At 65.1% G+C, this 14,278-nt stretch carries 14 protein-coding genes; 7 read left to right on the top strand and 7 right to left on the bottom strand.

The genetic code is table 11. The annotated features are described in order from the left end of the window. Nucleotides 1–98 precede the first annotated feature (98 nt). Both AC5FRW_RS02050 and AC5FRW_RS02045 read left to right on the top strand, forming a co-directional pair. Nucleotides 99–269 carry a hypothetical protein gene (locus tag AC5FRW_RS02050; protein WP_493566755.1) on the top strand — a complete coding sequence of 57 codons (171 nt, stop codon included), beginning with the start codon at nt 99–101 and terminating at the stop codon, nt 267–269. After that, complete coding sequence (locus tag AC5FRW_RS02045; RefSeq protein WP_493566754.1) at nt 266–1,462, top strand: hypothetical protein; 1,197 nt, start codon at nt 266–268, stop codon at nt 1,460–1,462. The genes AC5FRW_RS02050 and AC5FRW_RS02045 overlap by 4 nt, the downstream gene beginning before the upstream one ends. 36 nt (nt 1,463–1,498) lie before the next feature. Here the strand turns inward: AC5FRW_RS02045 and nadC are convergent, their stop codons facing one another. The 3 genes from nadC to nadA are packed head-to-tail and all read right to left on the bottom strand — an operon-like array spanning nt 1,499 to nt 5,034. Further along, nucleotides 1,499–2,314 carry a carboxylating nicotinate-nucleotide diphosphorylase gene (nadC, locus tag AC5FRW_RS02040; RefSeq protein WP_493566753.1) on the bottom strand — a complete coding sequence of 272 codons (816 nt, stop codon included), beginning with the start codon at nt 2,312–2,314 and terminating at the stop codon, nt 1,499–1,501. Next, nucleotides 2,314–3,900, bottom strand: a complete 1,587-nt coding sequence (locus AC5FRW_RS02035) for an L-aspartate oxidase (protein ID WP_493566752.1) — start codon at nt 3,898–3,900, stop codon at nt 2,314–2,316. The genes nadC and AC5FRW_RS02035 overlap by 1 nt, the downstream gene beginning before the upstream one ends. Before the next feature lie 3 nt (nt 3,901–3,903). Beyond that, the gene (gene nadA / locus AC5FRW_RS02030) at nt 3,904–5,034 is read right to left on the bottom strand and encodes a quinolinate synthase NadA (protein ID WP_493566751.1); all 1,131 of its coding nucleotides are present in this window, start codon (nt 5,032–5,034) and stop codon (nt 3,904–3,906) included. A gap of 251 nt (nt 5,035–5,285) precedes the next feature. Here nadA and AC5FRW_RS02025 point away from each other — a divergent pair, with 251 nt between their 5' ends. From AC5FRW_RS02025 to AC5FRW_RS02010, 4 genes are all read left to right on the top strand, one after another. Further along, a complete protein-coding gene (locus AC5FRW_RS02025) occupies nt 5,286–6,680 on the top strand; it encodes a hypothetical protein (RefSeq protein WP_493566750.1) in 1,395 nt (464 codons plus the stop codon). A 77-nt stretch (nt 6,681–6,757) separates the two neighbouring features. After that, on the top strand, nt 6,758–7,330 hold the full coding sequence (locus AC5FRW_RS02020) for a response regulator (protein ID WP_493566749.1): 573 nt from the start codon (nt 6,758–6,760) through the stop codon (nt 7,328–7,330). 150 nt (nt 7,331–7,480) lie between these two features. After that, the gene (gene hmgA, locus AC5FRW_RS02015) at nt 7,481–8,692 is read left to right on the top strand and encodes a hydroxymethylglutaryl-CoA reductase (NADPH) (protein ID WP_493566748.1); all 1,212 of its coding nucleotides are present in this window, start codon (nt 7,481–7,483) and stop codon (nt 8,690–8,692) included. A gap of 41 nt (nt 8,693–8,733) precedes the next feature. Beyond that, complete coding sequence (locus AC5FRW_RS02010; RefSeq protein WP_493566747.1) at nt 8,734–9,135, top strand: hypothetical protein; 402 nt, start codon at nt 8,734–8,736, stop codon at nt 9,133–9,135. On the opposite strand, the gene AC5FRW_RS02005 is transcribed toward AC5FRW_RS02010, so the two are convergent. From AC5FRW_RS02005 to AC5FRW_RS01995, 3 genes are read right to left on the bottom strand one after another with little or no spacing between them, the layout of a single operon-like run. Further along, nucleotides 9,107–9,469, bottom strand: a complete 363-nt coding sequence (locus tag AC5FRW_RS02005; protein ID WP_493566746.1) for a hypothetical protein — start codon at nt 9,467–9,469, stop codon at nt 9,107–9,109. The two genes, AC5FRW_RS02010 and AC5FRW_RS02005, sit on opposite strands and share 29 nt — an antisense overlap. Beyond that, on the bottom strand, nt 9,466–9,990 hold the full coding sequence (locus tag AC5FRW_RS02000) for a DUF5817 domain-containing protein (RefSeq protein WP_493566745.1): 525 nt from the start codon (nt 9,988–9,990) through the stop codon (nt 9,466–9,468). The genes AC5FRW_RS02005 and AC5FRW_RS02000 overlap by 4 nt, the downstream gene beginning before the upstream one ends. A gap of 39 nt (nt 9,991–10,029) precedes the next feature. Further along, nucleotides 10,030–10,854: a CPBP family intramembrane glutamic endopeptidase gene (locus AC5FRW_RS01995; RefSeq protein WP_493566744.1), complete on the bottom strand. Its 825-nt coding sequence runs from the start codon at nt 10,852–10,854 to the stop codon at nt 10,030–10,032. Between the two features lie 134 nt (nt 10,855–10,988). Here AC5FRW_RS01995 and AC5FRW_RS01990 point away from each other — a divergent pair, with 134 nt between their 5' ends. Then, on the top strand, nt 10,989–11,324 hold the full coding sequence (locus AC5FRW_RS01990; RefSeq protein WP_493566743.1) for a cupin domain-containing protein: 336 nt from the start codon (nt 10,989–10,991) through the stop codon (nt 11,322–11,324). A 120-nt stretch (nt 11,325–11,444) separates the two neighbouring features. On the opposite strand, the gene AC5FRW_RS01985 is transcribed toward AC5FRW_RS01990, so the two are convergent. Continuing rightward, nucleotides 11,445–13,901: a family 20 glycosylhydrolase gene (locus AC5FRW_RS01985; RefSeq protein ID WP_493566742.1), complete on the bottom strand. Its 2,457-nt coding sequence runs from the start codon at nt 13,899–13,901 to the stop codon at nt 11,445–11,447. Nucleotides 13,902–14,278: the final 377 nt, after the last annotated feature.

Raw genomic sequence — 14,278 nt, 5'->3', positions numbered from 1 at the left:
ATGGGTACGTCCAGTGGACGACAAACTGGCCGGGTCATGTGTACGCCCCGCTATTTGAGCGGGTACCCGATATCACTGTACAAGGCCGAGCGGCCGCTATGATCCACGAACAGGAAGGAGATTTCATGGGGAAAGGCTGTGTCTTCGTCTGGGCTGACGAGCGCTGGTGTCTCGTCGAAGAGCGGTTCGGCAGTGTCGGGGTCGACGAGGTCGTCGCCTACATTCGAACGGAATGGGACATCGATTGCCAATCAGTGAGTGACACATGACGACAGCGAGTACCGACTCATTGGTTACTTTCGTCCGAGGCCACACGAGGCACGTCCCCAATAGTCGCGACGAGGCGGTCGAAACCCTTCGCGAAGATGTCGAGCAGGTCGTCGTCAACGAGGCGGTAAGACAGCTCGTCTCCGAAGCCGAACGAACCGAAACGGAGCAAGCGGCTACCAATTCGGCCCTCGAACAAATACTGGCAGTGGTATCGACCATCGACCTCTGTGTCGGCAACGTTCCGCTCCGGCTCTTCGATCAGACGGTCGACCGGGATCGGCAGTCACGGATGCTCATCGGCGCGATCGTGAACGCGACGGAAACTGATCACTCGCGACTGGCTGAGGCGTTCGAGCACGGATCGGTGAGCCAAAAGCGCGGTGCTGCAGGCTACTACGCCTTTTGTAGCCAGCAGGGTGGCGGACGGGAATTCGTCGAGGCGCAGTCCGCAGCCGACGAGCGTGTCTGTCGAGCACTGATCAACCTGATCGATTCGCCAGAGACCACTGTCCGGCGCGCGGTCCTCCGTACCCTACGGAAGCGACTGACGGAGGACGACCCACACGTTCCCTACGTCCTCTTCGAAGAAGCCGATCGTATCGCCGCTGCACTCTCCGACGACGATCCCGTCGTTCGGGCGGAGGCGTCACTGGCTGTGCTCTCGCTACAGACTGTCCACCGTCGTGAGGATCCGCCGAGAGAGATGGTCCAGCGAGCGATCGCCACACTCTGTGACGGCGCTCGAACCGACGCCATCGAGGAGATCGCCAGTATTCACCTCGCTCATTCGAAAGAGGATGTCTTCGACTGGATCCCAGAAGACGAGACCGTCGCGTTCGTCGACTTCCTGATCGAAGCGAGCGATTTCAGTCCGGTACTCGCCGAGACGACCCACTACTGGATCCTGCACGAGCCCGACCGGATGCGAATGTACGTCGAGGATGCCGTCGATGATCTGCACACTGACGATCAGTCGGTGGTCTCCGATGCCATCGACAGGCTCCACGGACTTGGAACAGTCGTCAAGGAGACGCACGTTTCCATGGTAATCGCCGACGAATCGAACTATGCGCAGGTCCTCGGGCCTGCAACGGAGCCCCTCGAAGCATGTCGTGCCGCCGTCTCCGGGGAACGACGACGACAGATCGACGAGTACCGAACTCTCGTCGACGAAGTTGTCCCTGACCAATAGCAGTCTCGCCTACGATCGGCCCACAACCGCACTGGCCTACCCCGTCCGAAAGGACAGGTCCAGCGTCGGCGCGGAGTGGGTCAGACTGCCCATCGAGATGATGTCGACGCCCGTCGCGGCGTAGTCGGGCACGGTCTCGACGGTGATCCCGCCGGAGGCCTCCGTCAGGGCGTCGGCGTCGCTTGCGGCCACCAGATCGACCGCCTCGCGCGTCTCGGCGGGCGTCATGTTGTCGAGCAGGACGATATCGGCCCCTGCTTCCGCGGCCCGCGGGGCATCGCTGGGGTCCTCGACCTCCACGTCGAGTTTGGTGGCAAAGGAGGCCCGTTCGCGGAAATGGGTGATCGCCCCTTCGAGTCCCATCTCGGCGACGTGATTGTCCTTGACCATCACCATCTGGGAGAGATCCAGCCGGTGGGTATCACCGCCGGCGGCCGCGACGGCGCGCTTCTCGATCCCACGCAGGCCGGGCGTGGTCTTGCGGGTCGCGGCGATCCGCACGTCGTCGTTGACCGTGCGAGCGGCGTCGACGGCGGCGCGGGTCTTCGTGGCGATGCCGGATGCGTGGCCGGTAATGTTGACCGCCACGCGCTCGCCCCGGAGGACCGCCTGCGCCGGTCCCTCGACCCGAAGCACCACGTCGCCGGAGTCGACTGCCGTTCCGTCGGCGACGCGCTCGGTGACGGCCACGTCGAGATAGTCGAAGACGGCCGCGGCAGCGTCGAGACCGGCCACGACGCCGGTCTCCTTAGAGACGAGTCGACCGGTCGTCTCGCCGGGCACGTCGTTGGTCACGTCGTGGTGGCCCACGTCCTCGCGGAGCCAGCGTTCGATGTCGCTGTCGAGTAGCATCAGTCGTCGGCCTGCTGGGTCTGTGCGTCGGTCGCGTCGCCGCTCGACTCGACGTAGTGGGTCCCGACGCTCTCGCCGTTCTCCAGTGCGTGACGCGTCACCAGCAGCGCCGTCACGGTGGCGTTGCGCAGTTCGTACAGCGACCGCGCCGTACGGGTGCGGACGTAGGCGTCGACCTCGCCCTTGAGCCGCCGGAGCACCGCGAGCGCGCGGTTGAGATCGGCCGGGTCGCGTTCGAGACCGACGTACTCGTCCATCACGCGACGCAGGCGCAGGAACTTCTGGCGAGCGAAGTCGTCCGGGAGGTCGGGGTCCCGTTCCAGCAGGTCCGGCGCTTCGATGACCTCGGGGTCGTTGCCGGCGGCGTCCTCGCCGGCGCGTAGCCCCCAGACCAGCCCTTCGAGCAGACTCGTCGATGCGAGGCGGTTCGCACCGTGGACGCCCGTTCGTGCGCACTCGCCGACGGCATAGAGGCGGTCGAGGCTCGTCCGGCCGCGGTCGTCCACGTCGACCCCGCCACAGAGGAAGTGTTCGGCGGGCGCGACGGGGATGCCCTGCTCCCAGTCGACGCCGTCGTCAGAACGCGCGCGTTCTGACTGCCCATCAGACGTGGTCTGATGACCCCGATCCTCGCACTTTGCGACGAGACCCGGGAACTCACCGGCGAAGTCGAGCGGACTCACGTCCAGCACGACCTCGCCAGTCTCCCGGCGTTCCGTTGCGACGGCACGCGCGACCACGTCGCGGGGCGCGAGTTCGGCGTCGGCGTGGTAGTCGGGCATGAAGCGCTCACCGTCTGCGTTCAGGAGGTGTGCGCCCTCGCCTCGCACCGCTTCGCTGACGAGGAAGGAGTCGTCGTCCTCGCTGTCGAACGCCGTCGGGTGGAACTGCACGAACTCCATGTCCTCGATATCCGCACCGGCCAGCGCGGCCATCCCAATGCCGTCGCCGGTCGATCCTTCCGGGTTCGTCGAGTGGGGGAACAGGTCGCCGATACCGCCGGTCGCCAGCACGGTCGCACCGGCGTAGACCGGCGCGTATTCGCCGTCGGATTCGAGCATCGCGCCGTGGACTCGGCCCTCGTGGCGGATCAGGTCCAGCGCGGCGGTGTCGTCCCTGATCTCGACGGCGTCGTGGTCGTCGAGGTAGTTCAGGAAGGGAACGTGGATGTGCTTGCCCGTCGAGGCGTCGACGTGGAGGATACGGTCCTCACTGTGGGCGGCCTCGCGGGTGAAGTCGAAGTCCTCGTCGCCATCACTGGGAGCGTCAAATTTCACATCCAGCGTCTCGACGAGCACGTCCCGTACCGCGTCGTTGGCGTTCTCGACGAGCACGTCGACGGCGTCGGGGTCGGCCGTGTCGTCGGAGGCCGCGAGGATGTCCTGTTTGAACTGTTCGGGGTGGTCGCGGGCGACGGCGATGCCGCCCTGTGCCCACCACGAGGACGCCCCCTCTGGGCGGGTGGCCTTCGTCGCGACGACGACCTCCTGCCCCTCGCGTGCCGCGGCGAGTGCCGCCGCGAGACCGGCGATACCGGAGCCGATCACGAGTACGTCCGCGGTTTCCGGAGTGTTGTCGGTAGCCATAGCTCAGATCTCCAGCATCCGGTCGAGTGCGACCTGTGCGAGTTCTTTCTCTTCGGGTGCGACCTCGATGACGTTTCGCTCGCGGCCCTCGACCAGTTCTTCGAGCACCCACGTCAGGTAGTTCGGGTCGATCTGGCGCATCGCGTTGCAGTCCATGCAGGCGTCGCCACACAGCGGGACGACGTTGACCTCGGGGTGCCAGCGCTGGAGGTGATGCGTGAGGTGGATCTCGGTACCGATGGCCCACGTATCGCCGGCGTCGGCTTCTTCGACGACTTCGCAGATGCGGGCGGTCGAACCGGCCTCGTCAGCGGCTTCGACGACCTCGCGGCGACACTCGGGGTGGACGATGACGTTGGCGTCGTCGTGTTCGGCGCGGATCTGCTCGATGTGGCTCTCGCGGAAGCGCTCGTGGACCTGACAGTAGCCGTCCCAGAGGATGATGTCGTTGTCGACGGCCTTGCTGGCGTCCTTGGACTCGGGGTCCCACGGGTCCCACTCGACGATCTCCTCGGCCATGCCGAGACGGTGGGCGGTGTTCTCACCGAGGTGCTTGTCCGGCAAGAACAGGACCTTATCACCCTTCTCGAAGGCGTACTCGAAGGCCCTGTGGGCGTTCGAGGACGTACAGACCAGCCCACCTTGCTCGGCACAGAAGGCCTTCAGGTCGGCGTAGCTGTTCATGTAGGTGATCGGGATGACGTTCTCGTCGGTCTCTGCGGTGAGTTCGGCCCACGCGGCGTCGACCTGCAGCGCTTCGGCCATCCCGGCCATCGGGCAGGACGCCTCCATGCTCGGGAGGATCACGCTCTGGTCGTCGTCCGTGATGATGTCGGCGGACTCGGCCATGAAGGTGACGCCGCCGAAGATGACGTACTCGGCGTCGGACTCGGCGGCCTCCTTGCTGAGTTGGTAGGAGTCGCCGATGAAGTCGGCGTGCTCGACGATCTCGCGACGCTGGTAGTTGTGCCCGAGGATCACCACATCGTCGCCGAGTGTTTCGAGCGCCGCCTCGATCCGCTCGGTGCGTTCGTCCTCCTCTAGGTCCCGGTACTCGGCCGGAAGCTGTTCGAGGTTGTCGTATTTGAAGAGACTGAGGTCAGTCTCGAACTCCGCGGTTTCCATTGCTGGCATGACTGGCTACCTCTGTTGTATCGACCTACGGAACGCCGTATTGAAAAGATTTTGCCTTCAATAGTCGATACCGGTGGCTAATCGACGGTCGATAGGCTCGATTGAACATAGTTTGGTAAATGTTGACACACAACTGTCTCGCCTGAACGCCGCGACACAGGCGTAGATTGCCCCAGTACGATCGGCTTATCACCGACGAGAGACCGGTTGGCTCCGCATAACAAAACGAAGGGCGGAGAGAGGTGGCCGGTATGGGTGACGAACCGGACAGTCCACTGGGACCGACCGAGGACCGACACGCGAACAGGCGAGGGTCGAACGACGATCGGACCGAGAACACTCGACGAACGTTTCTCGGGGGTGCACTCGGGGGAGCACTCGCGGGCGCGGTCGCTATCGGGGCCGCCGGAACGGCCGTTGGACAGGTCACGAGCGACCAGTTCTCGGTCGCGTGTGACTACGTCGCGGTGACGGACGCGAGTGGCATCGACAGCGTCCGTGTCGACTTCCGCGATGGGAGTTTCGTCTCGTCAGTGAACGGCGTCACACTCGACGACGGGCCGATGCGACTGGGATCGCCCGGTCGGACCGTCACCGGGGTGACTGTCAACGGCGACGAGACGTTCGACGGGTTCGACACCTGCCAGCCCCAGCGCCGACGCCAGACGACGTTCACGGCCAGTTCGGTCCACCTGCCCGCCGGCGAGTTCGTCATCAACGGCTGGGTCCCCGACTCGCTGACCTCGGCCGTCACCCTCCACTTCGCCGACGGGACGACGGAGATCGCACAGGGCTACAGCACCGACGGCGACGGACCGATGGAGTCGTTCCCGGAGTTCGACGTGTTCGCCGTCGAGGGTGCGACGGCAGTGTCGAACCACTACCGGGGCACGGGCGCGAACGCGGGCAAGGTGATCGAAGCAATCAGCGTCGATACCGACGTGGACTATCGGCGCTTCCACCTCGTGAGCGACGTGGCCGACGCTGCACTGCTCGGGACCGACAGTCCACAGGAACGCCCAATCGAAATCGTCGGCGCGAGTGACGGTGCCGTCGAGTACGAACTGACCGCGACCGGACCGATCCGCCCGCTACAGGTCACCGACCGGATCGGCGCGGGCACCAACGATTCGATCACCCAGAACGACGACGGCACCTGGACCGTCACTGGCTTCACCGGCAACACCGGCTATGGTGACGCCTACGTCGTCACTGGCGCGGTCACCGACTTCACGAAAACTGGTGGCGACGGCGATTACGTCCTGCGCGAACTGGAACGGCGAGTGCTCGACGTGAGTCGTTCGGTCGGTGACGGGACCGACGACGGGAACAGCGACACCAGCCACGAACTGGCCGTGATCGCGACCGAGGAAGGTGAGGTGTCCTACGAATTCACCGTCGAGGGGGCCGTCGAACGGGCGAGCGGCGTCGAAGAACGACTGCGAGCGGAGGGCAACGACGAGATTCGAGACAGCGGCGACGGGACCGTTACCGTCGCTGGCTTCACCGGCAACGCCGGCTACGGCGATACCTACGTCGTCGACGGCGATCTGACCTCGTTCGAGCGAACCGGCGGCACGGCGAGCTATCGACTCGAAGTCGACGGGACGACCGTCGCCGTCGACCGGATCACAGAGAGACTGTAGTGTCACGCGGCGACCCCTGATTATATTTTGTGAGAATTGCAGGCAAAGATTATATCTGAACTACGTTATCACGGCATATGGGAGAGCGTACCAACCCGACGGTCCTCGTCGTCGACGACGAGGAACCGATCCGAGAGGCCTACACGATGTATCTCGAATCGGCATCGTTCGAGGTCGTCACGGCCGCGACGGGGGGCGAAGCGTTGATCGAACTGGGACCGGAGATCGACGTGGTCCTGCTCGACCGCCGGATGCCCGGCATGTCCGGTGACGAGGTTCTGGAGCACATCGAAGAGTGGGAATCACACTGCCGGGTCGCGATGGTGACGGCCGTCGATCCGGGTGATGGCATCATCGACATGGGATTTGACGACTACCTCAACAAACCGGTCTCGAAGGACGAACTGCTCGACACCGTCGAGCAACTGCTGTTGTTCGACCGCTACGAGGACCTGCTCTCTGAGTACCACTCTGTCGTCCGCAAGAACGCCCTCCTGCAGGCGAACGCGGACAGCGTCGCTGGAGACGATCACCTGCGCGCGCTCGAACAGCGCCGCGACGAACTGCGGCGTGAGATCGACGACGTGATCGAGCAATTCACCGACGACGCCGTCGCCGACGTGCTGCGTGAAGCCCACAGTTCGGGCTAGGAGTGGTCGAAGGCGACTGCAAGGGAGCGGTACCGATAGATCTACCCGCAGCCAGCGACGTGCGTGGTCGTTCTCCCAGCGAACTCCGTCGAGTCCCACTGGTCGTGACAGAGGGGAACTGTTAGGCCCCTCGACCGCAAGCCTTCGGACATGACCGACGCCGAGGAACTCGCAGCGCGCGTTCGCGACGAGGAGTTGCGACTCTACGAACTCGAAGACCACGCCGACGCCGAGACCGCCGCAGCGGCCCGCCGGCACCTGCTGGCCGAGGAGACCGGCGTCGACCTGTCCGCCGTCGGGGACTACACCTTCGACGCCGCCGACGCCGAGGCCAACATCGAGAACATGATCGGGGCCGCACAGGTGCCGATGGGCGTCGTCGGCCCCTTGCCCATCGACGGCAGCGCTGCCGCGGGCGAGCACTACCTCCCGCTGGCGACGACGGAGGGCGCGCTGCTGGCGAGTGTGAATCGGGGCGTCAGCACGATCCGCGAGGCCGGCGGTGCGACGGTCCGCGTCCTCAAATCCGGGATGACGCGCGCGCCGGTGTTCAAAGTCGAAGACGTGGCCGCGGCCGGCGAGGTGTCGGCGTGGGTTCGCGAGCACGTCGACGACCTCGCCGAGACCGCCGAGACGACGACCAGCCACGGCGAACTGCAGGACGTGACGCCCTACGTCGTCGGTGACAACGTCTTCCTCCGGTTTTCCTACGACACGAAAGACGCGATGGGGATGAACATGGCGACCATCGCCACCGAAGCGGCCTGCGAGGTCGTCGAGGCCGAGACGCCCGCGGAACTGGTCGCGCTCTCTGGCAATCTCTGTTCGGACAAGAAGCCCGCCGCGATCAACGCCATCGAGGGCCGCGGGCGCACCGTCGCGGCGGACGTGCTCGTCCCCCACGAACAGGTCGAAGAGCGGCTGGGCACGACCACCGAGGCCATCGCCGAGGCCAACACCCGCAAGAACCTCGTCGGCTCGGCGAAAGCGGGCGCGCTGGGCTTCAACGCTCACGCCGCCAACGTCATCGCCGCGGCCTTTCTCGCGACCGGGCAGGACGCCGCACAGGTCGTCGAAGGTGCCAACACGATCACGACCGTCGACGCCCGCGAGGAGGGACTCTACGCCTCCGTCACACTGGCGTCGCTCGAAGTCGGGACCGTCGGCGGCGGGACCAAACTGCCCACGCAGGCCGAGGGGCTGGACGTGCTTGGCTACGCAGGCGGTGGCGATCCCGCCGGCAGCAACGCCGACGCGCTCGCGGAAGCCATCGCGGCCGGCGCACTCGCCGGTGAACTCTCCTTGCTGGCGGCACTGGCCTCCCGGCACCTTTCGAGTGCGCACGCGGATCTGGGTCGCTAGGCCGGCGAATCGTTTTCGTCCGTGGAGCGCTCACGTGACGCATGGACCTGCGCTGGTACGCGACGATCGTCGTCTCGGGGATCGTGTTGCCAATCGCGACCGTACTGGCCGCCATCGCTGGCTCGTTTCAGGTCGACTTCCCGGCGGCGTTGACGCTCGTGTTGCTGGTCGCCGGACCGCTGTTGGCCATCGGAATGATATACGCGTCGGCACTGAACGGCGATCTGGTCGTCCCCTTCCAGGACCGACTGCCCTACCGAAGCGGTCCAGAGACGTTTCGCGACCAGATACCCGAGCGCCACCACGACGCGTTCGCCTACGAGACCCTCGAAGAACCCACGGCCGAGAGCACCGGGCCACACGCCTTTGTCACGGCTGCACTCGTCTATCTCGTCTCGGTCCCCGTGTACGCGCTCATCGTCTGGCTGCTCGTGCTCGCGTGACGAGCCAGCCCGAACCGCCGACGAGCGCACCGACGCCGACGACGAGCAGCCAGTCGCTCCCCGTCGCCACGCCGCCGACGAAGCCGGCCAGTGCAACGGCAAACACGGCGTGGGCCGCGGCAAAGAGGTGTCTTCCTTGCCGAAGGAAGATCACCGCGCCGAGGGCGAACCCGGCGGCCAGCACGACCGGCGAGGCGGCCGCCGGCTGAACTGGAACGCCGCCAACGTCGACCGGACCGGTCACTGGCTGGAGGAGAAAGAGTAGTCCTGCGAGCGCGACCAGCGACCCGACGACGGTCCGGCCCGGTTCGACGGGGTAGCCAAAGACGTTCATAGCAGGCGATAGGTGCCGCCGCTCTCGGAGACGGTGCCAGCCCGCCGGAGCTTTTCGAGCGCTTTTTCGGCGTAGTCGGCGGGAACGCCCCGTTCGGTGGCGTAGGCGACCACGTCCGCTTCGGTCGGGTCCTCACAGTCACGTAGCGCCGCCAGCACGGTGTCCTTGCGGCTCTGGCCGCCGCCGCTGCCACTGGTGGCCCGTTCACTGGCCGCCGTGACCTCGTCGGTGTCGACGCCCGCCGCCTCCAGCATGGCGTCCTCGCTCGGGCCGGCGTCGTCGATCTGTGACTCCATCTCGGCAAACGAATCGAGTTCGGCGAACGCCTCGCCGTGGTCCTGCCGGTTCGCCAGCATCGACGCCCGGACCTCTCGGGCGTGGTCCTCGTCGTCGGTCTCGACGAACTTGCGACGCTTCTCGTACTGGCGCGTCGTCCCACACCGCGGGCACTGTGTGGTCTCGGAACGGCCCTCGATGAGCCACAGCGCCGAACAGTCGCTACACCCCACGACGGCGTACATACTCCTCGTTAGGACGGTCCGTGATTGAATCTGGCGGTGCTACAGGACGGCGGTCGAGTTGGCCGCGGCCTCCGAGAGCTGATCGCTGTAGACGACGCTGACGTACAGGAGGAGGACGAGCGTCGAGTTGTAGATCCCGTGGATGACCGTCGGCACGACGATGTTGTTCGTGTACTCGTAGCTCGCACCCAGCACGAGCGCCGGCGAGAGCAACAGCGTCAACACGAGGAGGTTCCCGACCGTCGAGCCGCCGACGAGGGCGATGCCGTGCATCCCGGCGAAGGCGGCGCTGGCGATGAGGATCGCCGGAACCGGTCCGAAGACCTCCCGGAGTCGCCCCTGGACGACGCCCCGAAAGAGCAACTCCTCGCTGGGACCGACGACGAACAGCATCACCGGGACCAGATAGAGGATGATCCCCGGATTCTGGATCGCCGTCTCTGCGACCTGATTCCGGCCGGTCTCGACCTGAAACTGCGAGATGATGAGTCCGCCGACGAGGACGCCACCGAACGCGAGCAGATAGCCTGCGATCACGACCCCGATGTCACGCAGGTCCGGGAAATCGTAGCCAACGTCGAACGGCGTCGATCCCGGCTCGAAGCCCAGCAACTCACGCACGCTCGGTCCGATCACCGGCCGGAGCTTGATGTAGGTCAGGGAGACGCCGATACAGCCGACACCCTGGATGAAAAACAGCGACAGTATCAGCGACTCGACGGCCCCGAGCTGGACGCCAAGGCCGAGGATCAGGACCGCGCCAGTGATCGACAGCAGGAGGACACCGAATAACAGCCCACCCGCACCCAACCCGAGCGCGGAGACCAGTGCGACGGCAGTTCGGAGCAGTGATCGCTCGTTCATCGTCGTGATACCGTCCTCTTGGAGTCGACGGGATGAAAACAGTTCCTTCGTGATGTGAATCGTGACGGCCCCACGGGCTACCGAACTCCGAGCGCCCCGGTACGTTTACCACCCGAGGTCCAGTCACATCGACCATGCACGTCTGTGGCACGGCCGACAGCGAGTTCACCGAAGTCGTCGAGGGAGTCCACATCGCGCCGCTGGTCAGCGGCGAGCGCATGAACGTCCAGCACTTTCACATCGAACCCGGGGCCGTAGTACCCGAACACAGCCACCCTCACGAGCAGGTCGGGTTCGTCGCTCGCGGAGCCTTCACCTTCCACGTCGGCGACGAGGAGTTCGTCATCGGCTCGGGCGAGAGCTACGTCATTCCGGCCGACGAGCCACACGAAGCGGCCAACCGAACCGACGAACCGGTGAGTGGGATCGACGTGTTCAGTCCGCCACGCGAGGAGCCAAACTGGGAGTGAGACGGCGTATTGGGGCCGTTCACGGTCGGTCACACACCGTCGTGTGATCGACCCGGTACGGATCGACAATGCTCCGTCCAAGCACAGCGGTAGACGGAGTGCCCACGCCCGTCGGCCGTCTTACTGCCAGTCGACCAGATCAGACTGGTAGTAGTTCACGTCCGACTGCTCCCAGCGCGGGCCTTGCAGGGCCAGTCGCTGGCTGAATTCGTCGAAGTCGCCGATGTCGGACGACGACGACCAACCGAGTTCCGCGATGGCCGCCAGTCGCGGGAACACCATGTACTCGATGTCGTCCTGTGTCTCGACGTACTCCGTCCACAGCGGTGCCTCGACACCGGTGATGGAGGACTCGTCGACGTCGTCGATGTAACTGCCCGGATTCCAGGAGTAGGCCTCCTCGACCGAGGTCGGTCCCGCCCAGTCCTGACCCAGACCGTCCTGTTGGTTGTAGTCTTGATCGAGGTACGCGAGGTGGGCAGGCGAGGCGATGACGCCGTGGCCCTCGCTGGCCCGGGCCGCGACCTCCGGGGCCTGCGCGTTGGTCCCCCAGTACTGGAGGAGCGCGGAAGAGACAGGCTCCGTGTCGGCGATCTGGTGCCATCCGATGGGAGTCTTGCCGGCGTCCTCGACCATCGGGAGGACCGCGTTCATGAACTCCTCGTACTTGGCATCCGACAGGACATCGGCTTCGTCGCCACCGATGTGGAAGTACGGGGAGTCGGTCATCTCGGCGACCGCACTGATGACATCGGACGCGAACTGGAGACTCGTCTCCTTGTGCTCGTCGTCCATGCACAGCGTTGTGTCGCCGACGTTGATGCCAGTGTCTTCCTCGCGCTTCGTGTCGTCACAGTTGAGTTCCGCGTACGACTCCAGGGCCGCCCCAGTGTGGCCGGGCATGTCGATCTCCGGGATGACCATCATGTGGCGATCCTGGGCGTACTGGATGATCTCCTGGTAGTCCGCCTTCGTGAAGTAGCCACCAGGCCCGCCGTCGACCTCCGAGTCTGCCCCTTCGTCGGTGAGGTTCGGCCAGCCGTCGATCTCGATACGCCAGCCCTGGTCGTCGGTCAGATGCAGGTGCAGGCGGTTGATCTTGTAGACCGCCAACTGGTCGATGAACGCCTTCACGACCGATTTGTCGAAGAAGTGTCGTGCCACGTCCAGCATCGCGCCACGGTACTCGAAGCGCGGTGCGTCGGTGACCGAACCGCCGGGGACGATCCAGTCGACGGACTGTTCGGTGTCGGCCTCGACCGCCGCCGGCAGTACCTGCCGGATCGACTGGACACCGTAGAACAGTCCCGCGGACGCGTTGGCACGGATCGTGACGCCGTCAGCGTCGACGCTCATCTCGTAGCCTTCGTCACCGACCGACGAGGGAGCGCCGTTGAGCAACAGCGCGATGCTGTCGGCGGACGCGGACGAGCCACTCTCGACGGACAGATCGAAGCCGGTCGCCGGCCCCAGCAGGTCGGCGAGGTACTGTCCGACCTCGGTCCCGTCGCTGCCCTCGGCGACGATCGTCGTCGAGGACGTGATCTCGAAGCCGTCGTCGGCGGTCGTGACGCTGTCGGGCTTTGGCACGAGATCGGCGAGCGTCTTCGTGACTGGCTCGGGCGGCCCACAGGAGGTGATCTGCTTCCAGGGACCCCCATCACTGGTGCTTGGCTCGTCGCCCCGGCTCCACCACTTGGCTTCCCAGAGCATACCGTCGTAGACGGCCTGGTCGCCGCCAGTGTACGTCGTTTCGGCGTCCCACTTCGAGACGCCGCTACACTCGCCGCCGTCACCGCCGACACTGACGGTCGTCGCGTTGGTGTCGGTTGCACCGTCGTCGTCGGTGACAGTGAGCGAGACCGTGTACTCGCCCGATGAGCTGTACGTGTGGCTTGCGGTCTGGCCGCTGGCAGTCACGTCATCGCCGAAGTCCCAGGCGTACGAGCTGATAGAGCCATCGGCGTCCGAGGAATCGGCGGCGTCGAAGGTCACCGACTCGCCCGTCGTCGGCGAGGACGGCGAGACGGTGAACGACGCGTTTGGTGCCTCGTTGTCGCTTTCCGAGACGGACACCGTCGTCGATGCCGTTCCAGTCGCGCCGTCGTCGTCGGTGACGGTGAGCGTGACCGTGTAATCGCCTGCGGAGCCATACGTGTGGCTCACGGTCTGTCCGTCGGCTGTGTCACCGTCGCCCAGCTCCCAGGCGTACGAGCTGATGGACCCGTCCGGATCGGACGAGTCAGACGCGTCGAACGTGACGGACTCGCCCGGCGCGGGTGTACTGATGCTCACTGTGAACGACGCGGTCGGAGCTTCGTTCTCGGTACCGTCACCACAGTCGCCGATCTTCGTCCAGACCGAGTCGCTCGCTTCTGGTTCGTTGGCCTGCGTCCACCACTCGGCTTCCCAGAGAACGTCGTTGTGAACGACCCGATCGCCGCCACTGTAGGCAGTGTCGGATTGCCACTGCTGGATGTCGCTGCAGTCTGCCGCTGATGCGGTCCCGCTGACGCCGATCGCCAGCGCAGATAGTGCCGATGCCTTCCGTAGTATGTTGCGTCGTGTCTCTCTCATATGTTCGAATGCTGCCTTCGGCAGTCGCTCGCTGGCCGGGTCGGGCCGACCGCAGATCCGCGCGGTCTGGGTTCCCACATCCCCCAACCGGGCCGGTTGCGATCCGAAGCGTCCGTAATTGATCGTCTTGCGATACTCGAACTGACGGATCGCACGCCAGTCACTTCTGGGCACGAACCCTACTGTATTAGTGTATTTGCATTATTGTCTAACATAAAGTACTGAAGGTGTGTATGGAGTGCCGGCGGCGTCTGGCGAAATCGTGCCAGTCGAGTGAGAAGGCGAACAGAAGAGAGTGAGTTTGTTCTGTCGACGATCGCGTCGCTGTTTTCGTGGCGACACTGCGAACGGCAGAAAAACGGTCTACGACAGCTTTT

Source organism: Halomicrobium sp. HArcht3-1 (genome assembly GCF_058933345.1).
The sequence above is the reverse complement of the archived record's forward strand: the minus strand, read 5'-3'. Positions and strand labels throughout refer to the sequence as shown.